Below are 15,844 nucleotides of genomic sequence, written 5' to 3'. Positions count from 1 at the left end.
ACTATATCTATCATATCTTCTTATATCGAACTTGGGTATAATATAGCATATTCATTATATAGAATTTGTGTTAATTCAGGAATTAAATATTCCTAACATTGTTTTTGTGTAAGGAATACTTAAACATAATTAGTTATTTTAACATTGCTGTAATGCTTAATCTATCTACTTTATGCTCTATTTATTATATCAAATTTGTGTTATAATAAGCTTCTTCCAGATAACGAAAAGCCTTCATCTTTGCTGTTACCTACTATTTCTCTGTCTTCATTATTTTCACAATGACTTTCTGCTAAATCGCTTGTATCAGTTATATCTAATGTTGTAAATTCATCAATCATGCACTTGGTTTCAACTTTTGCATGAATTTGTTCGCTTAATGAACATGATTGTGCAGTAGCAGTGCTTTCCTCTGGTTGTATGAACGATTTTTCTGTTCTATTTTTAAATTTATCTTCTTCACTGCAATTGACATGGCATATAGAGTTTTTAGTAATATACTTACTTTTGACTATATTTTTTTGAAGAGTAGAATGAGTAGCTAATTTGTTAAATATTATTAGCATTTTATTATCTAAATTTATGTAAGCAGTAGTAGCAATAAGGCGCAAATCCCTGCTAGCAAGTTTTAATTCTATTACCTTATTATCTTTAAGGTTTAAAATTTTTATTCCACTGCATTTTTTTTGTCTATGTATTAGACCTTTTTCTAATGCTGCCTGACATTGTTGCTTTGTAACAGTGTCAAGCTGCCGTGATATCTTTTCATCAATAATTGCAAATAATCCATCTGAGTTTATAAAAGATGAGCTATTGGCTATGTATGTAGTATTATTAGAGGATATTATTCTTTGATCATCAATATGCCAATGTGTAGTATTTAATACTATATCTATCTCATTTTGTGATTCTACTTGAAAAAGTCTTGGTAATGCTTCTAAGATATCATCTTCATCACCAGATTGACACTCGACTTTTTCTTGCAACAAACACTTGTTAACTTCTTCTTCTGAATTAACTTCCTGCTGAAACAAAGCTTGTAATGCTGCTAAGATTGCATCTTCATTATCAGATTGATGCTTGATCTTTTTTTGCATAACAATTTGATCAAGTTCTTTTGCTTTACTGTATAAAATTGAACATACTTTACTATTCTGTGACTTTTGCTCAAGTTCTTTAAGAAATTTGCTTGCTAACTTACGTTTAGCATGTTTAGCATGTTTAGCATGTTTAGCACTATTATCATTATTATCACTATTATCACTATTATCACTATTAGCACTATTACTGTATAGTACATATTTATGATATAATATATGCGGTTGTGATGTAGGATATTGTGTGCTGTATTTTTGTAAAAATTGTATTCCTTCATCATATAACTCTGCTTTAGCATAAATTGATAACGTGTTTTTGATTATCGAGAAAGCTACTGCTGGGTCAGGAAATAAATTCAGCCCAGATTCTGCAATTTGAATAGCATGGGTGAGAGTTTGTAAATCTTGCGCATGAGTACATATAAAAACATAAGTATTAACAAAGTATTGATATTTCCAGCCTAGATCTTCTTTTAATTTATTATGTTTCACTATACTAGCTGCATCATTAAAGTTAATACATGATAATTCTTCTAATTCAGCTACTTCTTTTACAAGATCTGTAACTTTGAAAGAAGTATATTGTTTAAATTTTAATTGCTGAGTTATTAAACACAAATCTTTCAAAGATTTAGGTAAGCTACCATGCTGTATACACTCGTTTGCGTCTTGTTCCTTATTACATGCTTGATAAATATTAATTTTATTAACCAATGCTCTAAAACATTTAGTAGCTAGTTTTGGTAATAAACTAGCTCTGCAAGTTTCTATAGCTTTGTCAAGGTAGAATATAGCTTTACGTGAGATATATAGTGATTCATAAAGAAATGCTAAACTAATACATGCTTCTGCTTTATCCTCTGGATTAACTACTGCTGCTGGATTAACTAGTAATTCTGCGTAATAACTTGCTTTATCCACATTTAGTTCATTACAAGCCCTAGATATCATATAACAGTATAGAGCATGAAGTTTATCTATTTGTATAAGGGTTTCATTTTGTGGAATAATAACAGTATTTAATAGATTCTCTAGTGCTGTTTGAGCTTTATCTGTAAGTTCAAAGCATGTAGAAGAAAAAGATAGAAAGTTTAGAACATGTCCTTTGTGATCTAATCCAAAACTGCTTGATGTCAATATTTTGGAAGTAGATTCTAATAATTTTAGAAAATATTTTTGAGATTTGCAGGATAATACTTTGATAAAAAGGATTGTACATGTTTGAAAATCATTTTGATTATGATCTTCTATTTGGAATGGATTCTCACAAAGTTGCCGAGAAAACAACTGCATTTGTAATGATTGAGCTTTGAATTTGCAATGAGTATTTAATAGTTTAGTTTGTCCTTTAAGTCTATAATGTATTCTAAGGGTTGTTGTATATATACATTGTGGAGATTGAACGTCAATCTCATCCTTCCATATTGCAACATGAATTGGTCTAAAGTTGCAACTATTTGGTTTTGTATAGTCTACACTATTCATTTTTAATAATAGCTTTACACCTTCTAGGTTATCACCTAATATTGCATTACCAAGGATAGTATTGCCATTACCAGGACTTAATGCATTGAGATCAAGATTAAATTTAGGATTTAATAGGAGCTTAAGATTTCTGTTTGCTTTGAAGTAAGCGGCATAATGTACTGCTTCATATGCATGATTTGTAATTAGCGATGGAAAAAGTCGGCTTAGCGCTCTTAAAGACCAATGATACTTATCTTGCATTGCAAAATGCTCAATTAAAGCTTTCCACTGATTTTGAGGTAGCATTAATGTATCATATTGCCGAACTTTCATTTCCTTTAATAGTATTTGGAATACCACAGAATCATTATTACTAATTGAATAAATTATACAGGCTGCTGTCTGCCCTTGATTTTTTAATAGATGATCAAGAGCTTGCTCAACAGCGTTCTTAAGTTTGATTTTCATGATACAATTTTATATAAAATAAATAATCTTGTTCAGTATTAGTGCTTTCAAAAGCAATGGAGGTTAAGACAAAGCTAAAATTCAACATTGGTTTATCTTAAAGTTCTTTGCTTTTTTAATGCTGATTTCTTGTAATTATTAAAATTTATTGTATTATTCTTAAACATATTAGCTCTGTTATAACTTTCATGAAATGAACAAAGATTATACAGTAACTGTATATTATATTTTTGGCCATTTGTCTATGGATTTCATCAAATAAAAGCTAAACACTATGTGCTAGAATGAGTTGAATATATAGTAAATTAGAGATAGCATGTTAAAAATCAAGAAAAATGATAAACATGTTTGTTTGCCACTATCAGATGATAAACGATCAGCAAATTGCCTAATATAATACAATTATGTTTTAATGCAGACATTTCAGGCATATAAAAAGCTTTACGTAGGTCTGAATTACCAATTTTAGAGATTCTACTGTAGCTAAACCACTATAAAACAGTTATGTTATATACTTTTTGAAAAGCATCTCTAAGCCACAGTGATATTTCATTCTGCTTGATTTAGCTTGAAACAATTTTTTCAATAGGATTTAAATCATGAGAATAAGGAGGTAAATACTCTAATATATGTCTATCTTTTTATAGCAAGCCTATATAAAACAGTTATAATAGTTTGGCTATTACTATGACCTAAGTATATTTTTCAAAAAGTATATAATATATAACTGTTTTATAGTGGTTTAGCTGTAATTTTTAAATGAGGATGTTTATGAAAACTTGTATTGTCCATTACAACTACAGAATTATTAGGTAATTTCTGAATTAAATCCTGTTCTATCAAACAGTTAAAAATAGCAGTATTAACATCGCAGTCAAAAATTGATACTGTTAGCAGAGATTTGTCTACTAATGCTCCTATAACATTAGTTCTCTTTGATGGATGCCAATTATAAACTCTGTAACATCTCATGCCTTTTGCTGCATATCCGTAAGTTATAGTTGTACTATGAACAAACCTCTCTCATCCGTAAAAACAATAACTTTTCATTTGTATTTGTACCTTTTTATCCTATTCTAAAATTTTAATTTCTCTTCTTTTTTTGCATTCGGATATTTTATAGCTTTTTTTATATGTAATATTTAATAGACTTCTTTCGAAACTAGAGAATGATGTAGAATGGTGTTATAAAAATCTAATTTGAAGTAATAATGAAATTAGATCAGATAAAAGAGTTAAAGGATGAAAAATTTCGTCGATTAACAGGAGTAAGGAAGAGGACATTTTCAAAGATGGTGGATATTTTGAGGAAAGCTGATGGTTTTAAGAAATCAAAAGGTGGACGTAAAAATAAGCTCAATTTGGAGGAACAGTTGCTGATGGTGTTAGAATACCTTAGAGAATACCGTACTTATTTCCATATAGGTCAGAACTATGGGATTAGTGAAAGTTGAGCATATAAAGCTGTAAAATGGGTAGAAGATACCCTAGTTAAACACCTAAACTTTGCTCTTACAGGTCGTAAAGCTATAATGAAGAGTGATATGAATTATGAAGTGGTCTTGATTGATGCTACTGATACTCCTATAGAAAGACCCAAAAAAACAAAAATTCTATTATTCAGGAAAGAAGAAAAGGCATACACTAAAAACTCAAATAGTGTTAGACAAGCAAACATACCAAGTAATATGTACAGATTTTTCTAACGGTAAAAAACATGACTTTAGATTATTTAAGGAATCCAAAATCCTTATCCATCCTAAGGTTAAAGCGATTACTGATACAGGATATCAAGGTATACAAAAAATTCACAATAATTCTGAATTACCAAAGAAAAAAAGCAAGAAAAATCCTTTAACTAAAAATGATAAAAAGAATAATCTTAGGTTAGCACGAGAAAAAGTTGTGAATGAAACCGTTATCGGTATGCTAAAACAGTTCAAAATTATTGCTGACAAATATCGAAATAGACGTAAAAGATTCGGTCTTAGATTTAATTTGATCTTTGGCATTTATAATTTTGAACTACCTTAACCAGTTTCGAAAGAGGTCTATTATAGATCTTTGAAAGCAATAATAGTAAACACAAGCTATAGACAATAATATGAAGTTATCAGGAAAGCATAATATGTGAAATCTATACGTTACCTTTTGATGAATTGCGCTATAGAGACTTGGATAACAAAACCATCTGATTCTATATTTAAGAATGGAAGAAGTGCTAACATCTCTTCTATTACCTGATTGAAAAAACTGAAAATATATTTTTATACTCCTAACATAATATACAAAACCAACTCAAAGTTGCTTTTTGGAGATTTAAGTTTATAATTAAGTTAATTTTTTTTAGTGAATAGGAAGGTTAAATATATGCTTGTTATAAGCACTTTAATAGATGAATTAAAGGACATAGAAAAATATACTGATATACTTGATGATAATATTCTAACTACAGATCAGTATATTCAACAGATCATTGATATACTTAATATTAATAAAATAAAATTGGATAGTGAGTACAATACTAGTAGTAAGCTACTTAATAATTTAATTACTAATGTTGGTATTGATGAGCAAAATAAAACATTTGAGTTAAGTGATAAAGAAATTAATGATTTAATTGATGAAATAGTTGGGAGTAATAATGGTAATTATTTGGTAATAAAAATTATAGATTATGTAACTGATCTAATAAATATTAGAAATGAAGTAATAAAGTTTGTCAAAAAATATAAAATAGCTGAAGCACAGCATTTGATTACATTTCAAACAAAAAATGATAATTTAAGTGATTTTATACGTAAGATGCAAGTTATGCATATAGGACTTAAGTATGCAATTAAAAATCAAGATCCTGAATTGTTTAAGTTTTTCATTCAAAATAGTCATGAACATATTAAGTATATTACTTATTTCAATAATCATCATAATGATATAATAAGATTAGAAAATATAATTGTTTGCTGGACATTACAGCATATAGTGGAAGCTACAAATACGTATAGTTTAAGTAATGTATATGCGGTCAAAATGCTTGATGATATGTTCAGTGTTTTTTCATCTCTTAACTTTGATTTTGATCCATTTATTACACGTTGTAAGTTAAGATTTGACACTGATAAGACATTGGTAAATGCACTAAATATCGTTATTAATAGTAACAAGGTAGTCCCAACATTAGAATTGTTAAAAATTTATAATGGAGATAATACTAAGCTTAAAGTCTTTAATAATAACATTATCTCTACTGAGATAATGTTATTATTAAAGATAAATGATTTTGTTAATTATCAATGTTGTAACAGTAGCATCTTGCAAGAAATGTTTTCATTCGAGAGTTCTATCAACCTTTTGCAGCATAAGCTTCCACATAAAGAATTTTATGAACTTAAGGCTGCAGCAGACTCTGTTAAAGCAAGTAAACAAATTGATCTGCAGAAGTTACAAACTATAAAACTAGATAATATTTGTGATGATGATAGTAGTATCAATAATGAAAGTTATGACTATGCGAAATTATTTAAAAAGCTTCTCTTTAGAAGTAATTCTTATAAGTTACAAAAGTGTGAGCGTAGTAATCATCAAGAAGTTATAGTTAGACAAAGTGGATATGTACCCACGCATGAGAAAAAAGACAATTATTATTCTGAGAAACAACTACTACATGAAGTTACTTTAGAACGTCATTATGATGACAATACCACATTTGATGTTGATTCAATTTCAATAGGAAATGATATACAATATACTACAATAACACTTTAATAAAGCTAGAGTTCAATAAGCTGCTAGGTAAGTATGAGAGCACTTTTCCTCCAAAAGAACAGTACATGATAGTCACGTCATACAGCTCAAGCCTCTTTAAGGATAAGTTTTTTAGAGCTAGCTTCAACGTTGAATATCAGATTATGTATCTGCTTATTGTAGTTGCTGTGTAACAACATCAAATTTGAGTTTCTATTATTACCACCTTTGGACTTTAGAATAATATAATGTGTATCCAAATCTGTCTCTAATATAATGATTTGCTTGTAATTTGGACATTTATAGCCATTTACAATGAGGTTTGAGCATAGAAAAAAGTGATAATAGATTCATAAGATTTAGCAAATTGAGTAATTTGATTTCTAATCTACGTTTTCATATTAGCCCAAAACTTTTCTATCGGATTTAAATCTAGAGAATAAGGTAGCAGAAAAATAACTTTACAACCAACAGATTCTATTAACTATTTTATCGCTTTTTTTCTATGCCAAACTTCATTGTAGATGACTATACAACTATATTTGCATCAACTTTGCTATATATTATCTGAGTATTCTTTGTCCAATATACTATCATCTAGAGTGATAATTATTTCTCATTTACTCCACTTACACACTAAATCTTAGAGTTAATTTTGCTTTCATTAGATATCTTCTTATTATGTCATTACTTATCTCATCTACATATCTTGCTAAATTTGTAATTGCATAATTTTTTTTGCTAGATAGCTCTACTAGGAATATTTTTTCTTGTCATCATTTTTTACCTAAAGCTATTATCTCTTAATAATAGCATTCTTTGACATATTTTCATCGTTTTCCTGAAGGTGCTGCATGTACATTATAATCTAACTATAATTTGATTTTAGTAATACATACTTTTACAGTATAATAAAATCAGCCATATTATTTTCTAGATTTTTACTAGGTTGTATTTTCAGTAAATTAAAAATTTTGTCTGTAGAATATATGGTATTGTCTGCTATAATTCCAATATACACATCATAGTTTGATTATTCATTTCGTTCAATAATATATAAAAGAACACAATGTTTTTAAATATCAATGCAACTACAGTTATAGCAATTATATTTTTAATGCTCAACATTATTGTAAGTATTTACTATAGAGGTAGTACTAACAGCATTCAAAAATATGCTTTAGGCAGAAGAAAATTTGCTACTGTAGCTATTGCTACTAGTATTATAGGCACATACTTTAGTGGCAACATTTTTCATTATGCTTTGCTGTATACATTGCAGCCAGGAATATTGAAATTATTAATGCTAGTAACTGCTGTAAGTTTTATAATTCAAAGCTTAATATTAGCACCGCGTATACAAAAATTTCTAGGAAAATTATCAGTAGCAGATGTTATGGGCAGCTTATATGGTAATCATATTAAAGTTATTACTGCTATTGGATCTATTGTTATTTCTTTAACCATTAGTGCAATGGAAATAAAGTTATTATACAACATTATTCAGTATATAAGTTACAATGGTTTGTTCATTATTGCTATTACAATCATTATTTATCTAGCCTGTATAGGAATTAGAGCAATAGTATTTACTGACATGTTTCATTGCTTTACTATAATCTTCTTGTATGCCGCATTGTTTGTTTTTTTTAATAAAGTTGCTGATTTAAGTACAATAATTACTACGCTTACAACGAATCAAATTTTCGTTTTCAAAGGATTCATTGACTATACTAATCCACTAATTATGCAATATTGGTGGGTACTAGCTTTTAATATCTTGCCAATAGTTAGACCATTAATGTTTTATAAGTACCTAATAGTAACTAACTCTCGGCAAGTTGTTAATGTTCTTAATACATTATCTGTTGTAATATTTGCAGCTACTATATTATTGATCATCTTTGCAACAATATTACTACCTATAGATATTAGAAATGCTAATCCTAGCGACATATTAACAGAAGTAATAAAACGTTGTTCAGATCCTGAATTTACACAGTTAATGATAATTGTTATGATAGTTATCACAATCTCAACAGCTATCTCGCATATTAGTATAGCTGCTGTTATTTGTTTCAATGACTTATGTAATCCACTAGGGATATTGAAACAGTATTCTCCTAAAAATGAGTTAAGAATTGTTAGAATATTTGTTATACTATTTACTATAGCTTCTGTACTGATATCTTTTACCAATCAAGAATTATGGAATATACATATTCTTGGAGAACATTTTTACAGCCCGATTATAGGAGCACCATTATTAGTTACTGTTCTAGGATTTAGAAGTACTAGTAAAGTAATATTATCTGGTATGATATCAGGAGGAGTATCTCTACTATTACTGGATTGGTATAACCAGTCAGTTACTGAGATCTATCACATAGTTTTGGCTATCATTATCAACTTTACAGTAATGATGACAATGCACTATGGACTTCAAGAGCCAGGAAGATGGGAAAACTATAAAATAGTTTCAAAATTACATGAAGCATATTGCAAGAGAGAGAATAATGCTATTAACTGGCTTAGAGCATTACCTCAATACTTTGAATGGAACAGAATATTAGCATACAGTTCAGATATGTTAAGACATCAGCATTATTGTTTTTACACATCAATATTTACCATTTTATCACTGTCAATAATGTCAGTTTTAAGTATTAGTTCAAATTCATTGGATAATTCTCAAATTATTAATATCCTATTACTCTTATCATTTGGCCTTACAACAATATTTACTGTTTATCAATTTTTATCACTAACACCAGACAATAATAAATATTTAGGATTGATTTGGCTTATATTTATATTTTTTGCATTGATTTTAACTAATACTGCACTATTAGTTGTAAGTGAATTTCATAAAGTATCGTTAATTTGTTTTATAGTAAACTTAATTGTAGTTGCTATTCTAATTAGGTGGCAAGTTGCTTTAATTATGATTATTAGTGGAGTTATAATAGCAATAGGAATCTTAAGCATTTTTGAACCACAAATTAGTTTAATGCCTCCTGCAGATTCTGGACTTATTCCAACTACGCTTATGGTTGGCAGCGTATTATTAATGTTTATAAAAATTAAGCAAGATGAATATATTCTTGAACAAAACATGAGAAGCAAAGCTGAAAACAAGATAAAAAGTATGAATATTAGGCTTAACATAAAAAAAGAAATATTAAATCACTTAAGTCATGAAGTTAGAACTCCATTGCAAGGTGTTAAATCTTGTATTGATTTACTAATAAAGCACTGTAATGAATACAGTAACAGCGAACAATTATTAAGAATAGTAAATCGAGTTAATAGCAGTGTTGAAAGGGTATGTAATCATATTGATAATTTATTAGATTTATCAAAAATAGAAGCTAATAAAATGGCGTTTAACATTCAACAGTGTAATCTTCGAACATTATTAAATGAAATAGTATTTGATTTTAATACTTTACAACTGAGCAAACAACATAAGATTGATATAAACTATCCACAGCAAGTAACTGAAGCAGTAGATTGTGACAAAGGGCGTATCACGCAAGTAATGCTTAATCTAATATCTAATGCAATTAAATATTCTAAACCAGGACTTATCTTAATTAGCGTTAAGCAAGATAACGAAAATATTTATGTATCAGTTAAAGATAATGGAGATGGTATTCCTAAACACAAACTTAATACTATATTTCAACCTTTTGAACAATGCGGCTACGATAAATTTAGAATTAGTAGCACAGGACTTGGTTTAAATGTATGTAAAGAATTAATTACTAAACATAATGGTAATATTTGGGCTGAAAATCAAAGTCATGGTGGTGGTAGCGAATTTTGTTTTTCTTTACCACTTTACAGATATCATAAACAGCATAGTCATTCTAATAAACCCAAAATCAGCTTACCAATGTTGAATAAAAAAATAACAATTCTTATTATAGATGATGATCAAATAATCCTAGATTCTATGCATCTACTTATCGATACCACAAATTATCAAATTACTACTGCAAACAATGGTGAAGATGCTATTAATTTAATCAAAAGTAATCCAGCACTGTATCAAGTTATTTTACTTGATATTTCTTTACCAGATAAAAACGCTGACATGGTTCTAAAAGAAATACAACCAATCTTAAAACAATATAATATTCCTGTTGTTATTCAGTCAGGTTATCTACACGATGATAAATCAAAGCAATATTTACTTAGTCTAGGAGCCACTGCATTTATTACTAAACCTTATTCTCAAGATGCGTTGTTTAGCATTATCACTGATGTTACACGTCAGAGTAGCGCAAACTAGAACTTATTGCCCTAATTCAAGAAAGTAGTAACAGCAATAATACATAAGACAGTCAATGGTAAGATAAAGCAATTAAAAGAGTTACCATAAAAATATTACATATAACTTAATTTAGGAATGTAGTTACATATTAGACTTCTTTCGAAACTAGAGAATGATGTAGAATAGTGTTATAAAGATCTGATTTGAGGTAATAATGAAATTCGATCAGATTAAAGAGTTAAAGGATGAAAAATTTCGTCTATTAACAAGAGTAAGGAAGGGAACATTTTCAAAGATGGTGGATATTTTGAGGAAAGCTGACGGTCTTAAGAAATCAAAAGGCATGAGTAAAAATAAGCTCGATTTGGATGAACAGTTGCTGATGGTGTTAGAATACCTTAGAGAATACCGTACTTATTTCCATATAGGCCAGAACTATGAGATTAGTGAAAGTTCAGCATATATAGTCATTTACAATGAAGTTTGAGCATAGAAAAAGCGACAATGGCATCATAAGATTTACCAACATGATATTTTATACGCAAACTTCATTGTAAATGACTATAAAGCTAACTTGAGATAATGGAAAAGCATTAAGTAAAACCTCTAAGCAGCTTTTGTCATTCATAATATTTAGACTACAGATCTATTACAACAAAGATATAGATGAATTACAAGACAGTTGTTACTCTTTTGAAAATGAGTTGCAGGTTTGTCAACACAAGGTTTTATGCAATGGACATTATGTAACCTAAAACTGTCTTTAATTATTGCTCTACTTTCAACTCCAATAAAAACTGCGTCTCTTAATTCTATTAAGAATTTCCTAACTATATGTTAACCAACATCTAGCTTATCATCGAAAAGATGATAACTTTCCTGTAATTCATCTATATCTTTGTTGTAATAGATCTGTAGTCTAAATACTATGAATGATAAAAGCTGTTTAGATGTTTTGCTTAATGCTTTTCCATTATCTTCAGTTAGATTTTTCCATTCTGGCGGAATGATATTTCCAATAAAGTTATAAAATATTGTTGCATTATTGCTACTGTTGTTATTAGTAATTTTTGCGCCATTTTTGCCCTCAAAAATATCAAATATAGCAGGTAGTTCAGACACTTTTTGCTGAAAAAAACACGTTTTTATACTGCGTAAATATAGCGATTTAGTAGCTATACTCAAAATTCAACACTCTGAAAGCCTTATAATAATAAGTAGTCTTGAACATTGAACCGTACAAGCAATTTCATGTTTAAAAGGATAATACTTTAAAGATTAGGTCTTAGATTTAATTTGATCTCTGGCATTTATAATTTTGAACTACGTCAACCAGTTTCGAAAGAGGTCTATTATATAACTGTTTTATAGTGATTTAGCTGTAATTTTTAAATGAGTATGTTTATGAAAACTTGCATTGCCTACTATAACTACAGAATTATTAGGTAATTTCTGAATTAAATCCTGTTCTATCAAACAGTTAAAAATAGCAGTATTAATATCGCAGTCAAAAATTGATACTGTTAGCAGACATTTGTTTACTAATGCTCCTATAACATTAGTTTTTTTTGATGGATGCCAATCATAAACTCTGTAACACTTCATGCCTGCATATCCGTAAGTTATAGTTGTACTATGAACAAACCTTTCTCATCCGTAAAAACAATAACTTTTCATTTGTCTTTGTACCTTTTTATCCTATTCTAACATTTTAATCTCTCTTCTTTTTTTGCCTTCTGATATTTTATAGCTTTTTTTATATGTAATAATTTAATCTCTTTAATGCTTTTTGTACACCAGACTTACTTACTCATAGTCCTTTAGCTCTATGTGTCACTATATTGGCTCACATCTTCTTTTAGTTTATCAATAGAGGCTTTTATTGGAGCTATGTTTCTGTTTTTTAACTACAATATGTTTTTACTAAATACAAATACTGTATTCTTTCCTATCACAAAATATTTTGATACTTTTTCAAAAATAATTTTCTCTCTTCCCTTTATGTCCAGTACTTTTTTCCACAATATATCGAATATGTCATACTAATTACTTTTTTATTTTAATACTTCAAAATTAGAATTTAAAAAATTATTAATGCTAAAAACTTCAAATATGTTTATAATAAACACCATTTAAAACATTTAAAGTCAGGTATATTAATGTCCAAACGTATATTATCTGGTATACAGGTTACAGGAAAGCAGCATCTTGGCAATTATTTAGGATCTATACAGAAATGGGTTCAAATGCAATCAAAATTTCAGTCCATATTTTTTCTTGCTAATCTACATTCAATTACTACTTCGCAAGAATCATTGAAACTAAGTGAGTCGATATTTAGTTCAGCTTGCATGCTTCTAGCATGCGGAATAAATCCTAAACAATCAATAATTTTTCTTCAATCTGATGTTAAAGAACACTCAGAGCTTGCATGGATACTAAATTGCGTTACTCCACTTGGTCAATTAAAACGAATGACTCAATTTAAAGACAAAGCTACCAAATGTAGCTCAAATAATATCAACTTAGGATTGTTAGCATATCCTGTACTGATGGCTGCAGATGTTCTGTTATATCAAGCAGATTTAGTACCAGTCGGGGCTGATCAAAAGCAACATTTAGAACTAGTAAGAGATATAGTTAAAATAATCCATCATAAGTTTAATGATGATACCATTTTCAAGTTACCGGAACTATTTATAGATCATACAGCAGGAAAAATCATGAGTCTAAAAGATGGCAGAAAAAAAATGAGTAAGTCTGATATCTCTGATTTTAGTAGAATTAATCTAACTGATTCACAAGATATTATTTTCAGAAAGTTGCAAAAAGCAAAAACTGATTGCTATACTCAAATCACATATGATCCTACAGGCAGACCAGAGATTTCTAATCTAATTAATATATTTGCTGCACTATCTAATAAAACCACTAATGATATAGTAAAAGAATATGAATATGCAGAATTAACTAAATTTAAAAAAGACTTAGCAATGTTAATTATTGATTGTCTTAACCCTATTTTGAAAGAATATAATAATTATATGAATAATTTAGATTATGTTAATCAAGTATTAATTACAGGGGCTAATCAGGCTAAAATAATAGCTGAAAAAACCATAACAAAAGTAAAACAAAAATTTGGACTACAAATTTTGTCAACATAAATATGATATCTAAATCTAAAACTAAATATGCTTTACATCGAGCTATTAAAGATGGCGATATTGAAAAAGTACAGCAAGGATAGCACACTTTGTAAATTCAAAATATAAAGATGGTATCACCGCTTTACATGTATCTTTGAAATATAAGAATCTACCTATTGCTAAGATTTTGCTGAGCAATTAAGCTAACGTAAATGCAAAAAATAATGATTGGCACACTGTTTTACATTTTGTTGTTGACACAATTCAAGTATATTATGAATTTTTCGAAAAATATCCTGCCTATTGTAGTGATCATAAAGTATTACTGCTAAAATATAATGCTGATATGAATATCTAAAGATAATCAAGGTAATACTACTTTATTTGATGTTGTTAGATCAAAATGTATAGAACCTTTCGAAGTTATGCTAAAACATAATTCTATTAGTATTAATAAGAAATATAATATACTTCTTTCGAAACTAGAGAATGATGTAGAATGGTGTTATAAAAATCTAATTTGAAGTAATAATGAAATTAGATCAGATTAAAGAGTTAAAGGATGAAAAATTTCGTTGATTAACAGGAGTAAGGAAGAGGACATTTTCAAAGATGGTGGATATTTTGAGGAAAGCTGATGGTCTTAAGAAATCAAAAGGTGGACGTAAAAATAAGCTCAATTTGGAGGAACAGTTGCTGATGGTGTTAGAATACCTTAGAGAATACCGTACTTATTTCCATATAGGTCAGAACTATCGAATTAGTGAAAGTTCAGCATATAAAGCTGTAAAATGGGTAGAAGACAGCCTAGTTAAACACCAAAACTTTGCTCTTCCAGGCCGTAAAGCTTTAATGAAGAGTGATATGAATTATGAAGTAGTCTTGATTGATGATACTGAGAGTCCTATAGAAAGACCTAAAAAAAACAAAAATTCTATTATTCAGGAAAGAAGAAAAGGCATACACTAAAAACTCAAATAGTGGTAGATAAGAAAACGCGCCAAGTAATATGTACAGATTTTTCTAACGGTAAAAAACATGACTTTAGATTATTTAAGAAATCCAAAATTCTTATCCATCCTAAGGTAAAAGTGATTACTGATACAGGATATCAAGGCATACAAAAAATTCACAATAATTCTGAATTACCAAAGAAAAAAAGCAAGAAAAATCCTTTAACTAAAAATGATAAAAAGAATAATCATAGGTTAGCAGTAGCAAGAGTTGTGAATGAAAACGTTATTGGTATACTAAAACGCTTCAAAATTATTGCTGACAAATATCGAAATAGACGTAAAAGATTCTCTCTTAGATTTAATTTGATCTCTGGCATTTATAATTTTGAACTACTTTAACCAGTTTCGAAATAGGTCTAATGAAAAAGTAATTAGTATGACATATTCTATAGGTTTTCTGAAAAAATGTGCTGAACATATAAGGAAAGAGCGAAAATTAGTTTTGAATCAGTATCAAAACGTTTTGTGATAGGAAAGAATACAGTGTTTGTATTGCATTAAAACATATTGCGTTAAAAAACAGAAACAGAGCTTTAACAAAAATCTTTATTGATAAACTAAAAGAAGACGTGAGACAAGATAGTAACGCATATCAATATGAAAGAGCTGAACGACTATGAGTAA

General features: G+C 28.6%; 8 protein-coding genes and 6 pseudogenes. 7 read left to right on the top strand and 7 right to left on the bottom strand.

Translation table 11 applies throughout. The annotated features are described in order from the left end of the window. Positions 1–200: 200 nt before the first annotated feature. The 4 genes and pseudogenes from DK405_RS09720 to DK405_RS09715 all read right to left on the bottom strand — a co-directional run bounded on the left by DK405_RS09720 (position 201) and on the right by DK405_RS09715 (position 4,031). Entirely contained in the window at positions 201–3,032 is a 2,832-nt protein-coding gene (locus DK405_RS09720; protein ID WP_045912937.1) for an ankyrin repeat domain-containing protein, read from the bottom strand. A gap of 279 nt (positions 3,033–3,311) precedes the next feature. Then, positions 3,312–3,511, bottom strand: a pseudogene (locus tag DK405_RS15890) (IS110 family transposase); the annotation flags it as partial. Between the two features lie 84 nt (positions 3,512–3,595). Then, positions 3,596–3,664 (bottom strand): annotated as a pseudogene (locus DK405_RS15885) (hypothetical protein); the annotation flags it as partial. Between the two features lie 100 nt (positions 3,665–3,764). After that, positions 3,765–4,031, bottom strand: a complete 267-nt coding sequence (locus DK405_RS09715) for a transposase (RefSeq protein ID WP_269459357.1) — start codon at positions 4,029–4,031, stop codon at positions 3,765–3,767. 212 nt (positions 4,032–4,243) lie between these two features. Here DK405_RS09715 and DK405_RS09710 point away from each other — a divergent pair. After that, positions 4,244–5,066, top strand: a pseudogene (locus DK405_RS09710) (IS5 family transposase). Between the two features lie 336 nt (positions 5,067–5,402). Further along, on the top strand, positions 5,403–6,797 hold the full coding sequence (locus tag DK405_RS09705; protein WP_045912761.1) for a hypothetical protein: 1,395 nt from the start codon (positions 5,403–5,405) through the stop codon (positions 6,795–6,797). An 86-nt stretch (positions 6,798–6,883) separates the two neighbouring features. Here DK405_RS09705 and DK405_RS15880 read toward each other — a convergent pair whose 3' ends face one another. Then, positions 6,884–7,036, bottom strand: coding sequence for a hypothetical protein (locus DK405_RS15880; RefSeq protein ID WP_410522043.1), 153 nt, complete (start codon positions 7,034–7,036; stop codon positions 6,884–6,886). Positions 7,037–7,845: 809 nt separating this feature from the next. Here DK405_RS15880 and DK405_RS09695 point away from each other — a divergent pair. Beyond that, a complete protein-coding gene (locus tag DK405_RS09695; protein WP_045912762.1) occupies positions 7,846–11,073 on the top strand; it encodes a hybrid sensor histidine kinase/response regulator in 3,228 nt (1,075 codons plus the stop codon). A gap of 196 nt (positions 11,074–11,269) precedes the next feature. Further along, positions 11,270–11,518 (top strand): annotated as a pseudogene (locus DK405_RS09690) (helix-turn-helix domain-containing protein); the annotation flags it as partial. Between the two features lie 374 nt (positions 11,519–11,892). Here DK405_RS09690 and DK405_RS09685 read toward each other — a convergent pair. Both DK405_RS09685 and DK405_RS09680 read right to left on the bottom strand, forming a co-directional pair. Beyond that, positions 11,893–12,177: a hypothetical protein gene (locus DK405_RS09685; protein WP_064612880.1), complete on the bottom strand. Its 285-nt coding sequence runs from the start codon at positions 12,175–12,177 to the stop codon at positions 11,893–11,895. A 243-nt stretch (positions 12,178–12,420) separates the two neighbouring features. Then, the gene (locus tag DK405_RS09680) at positions 12,421–12,681 is read right to left on the bottom strand and encodes a transposase (protein WP_331828137.1); all 261 of its coding nucleotides are present in this window, start codon (positions 12,679–12,681) and stop codon (positions 12,421–12,423) included. A 533-nt stretch (positions 12,682–13,214) separates the two neighbouring features. On the opposite strand from DK405_RS09680, the gene trpS reads away from it, so the two are divergent. From trpS to DK405_RS09665, 3 genes and pseudogenes are all read left to right on the top strand, one after another. After that, complete coding sequence (trpS, locus tag DK405_RS09675) at positions 13,215–14,222, top strand: tryptophan--tRNA ligase (protein WP_012460882.1); 1,008 nt, start codon at positions 13,215–13,217, stop codon at positions 14,220–14,222. A gap of 2 nt (positions 14,223–14,224) precedes the next feature. Then, positions 14,225–14,671, top strand: a pseudogene (locus tag DK405_RS14530) (ankyrin repeat domain-containing protein); the annotation flags it as partial. Between the two features lie 64 nt (positions 14,672–14,735). Beyond that, positions 14,736–15,559 (top strand): annotated as a pseudogene (locus tag DK405_RS09665) (IS5 family transposase). The last annotated feature ends 285 nt before the right edge of the window (positions 15,560–15,844 follow it).

Source organism: Orientia tsutsugamushi (assembly GCF_900327275.1).
In the GTDB taxonomy this organism is placed as follows: Bacteria; Pseudomonadota; Alphaproteobacteria; order Rickettsiales; family Rickettsiaceae; genus Orientia; species Orientia tsutsugamushi.
This window is presented reverse-complemented; position numbering and strand designations above follow the sequence as displayed.

Excerpts from the sequence above, each read along its gene's own strand:
- trpS (WP_012460882.1), top strand. The coding sequence starts at position 13,215 with ATGTCCAAACGTATATTATCTGGTATACAGGTTACAGGAAAGCAGCAT.
- DK405_RS09720 (WP_045912937.1), bottom strand. The coding sequence starts at position 3,032 with ATGAAAATCAAACTTAAGAACGCTGTTGAGCAAGCTCTTGATCATCTA.
- DK405_RS09695 (WP_045912762.1), top strand. The coding sequence starts at position 7,846 with ATGTTTTTAAATATCAATGCAACTACAGTTATAGCAATTATATTTTTA.
- DK405_RS09705 (WP_045912761.1), top strand. The coding sequence starts at position 5,403 with ATGCTTGTTATAAGCACTTTAATAGATGAATTAAAGGACATAGAAAAA.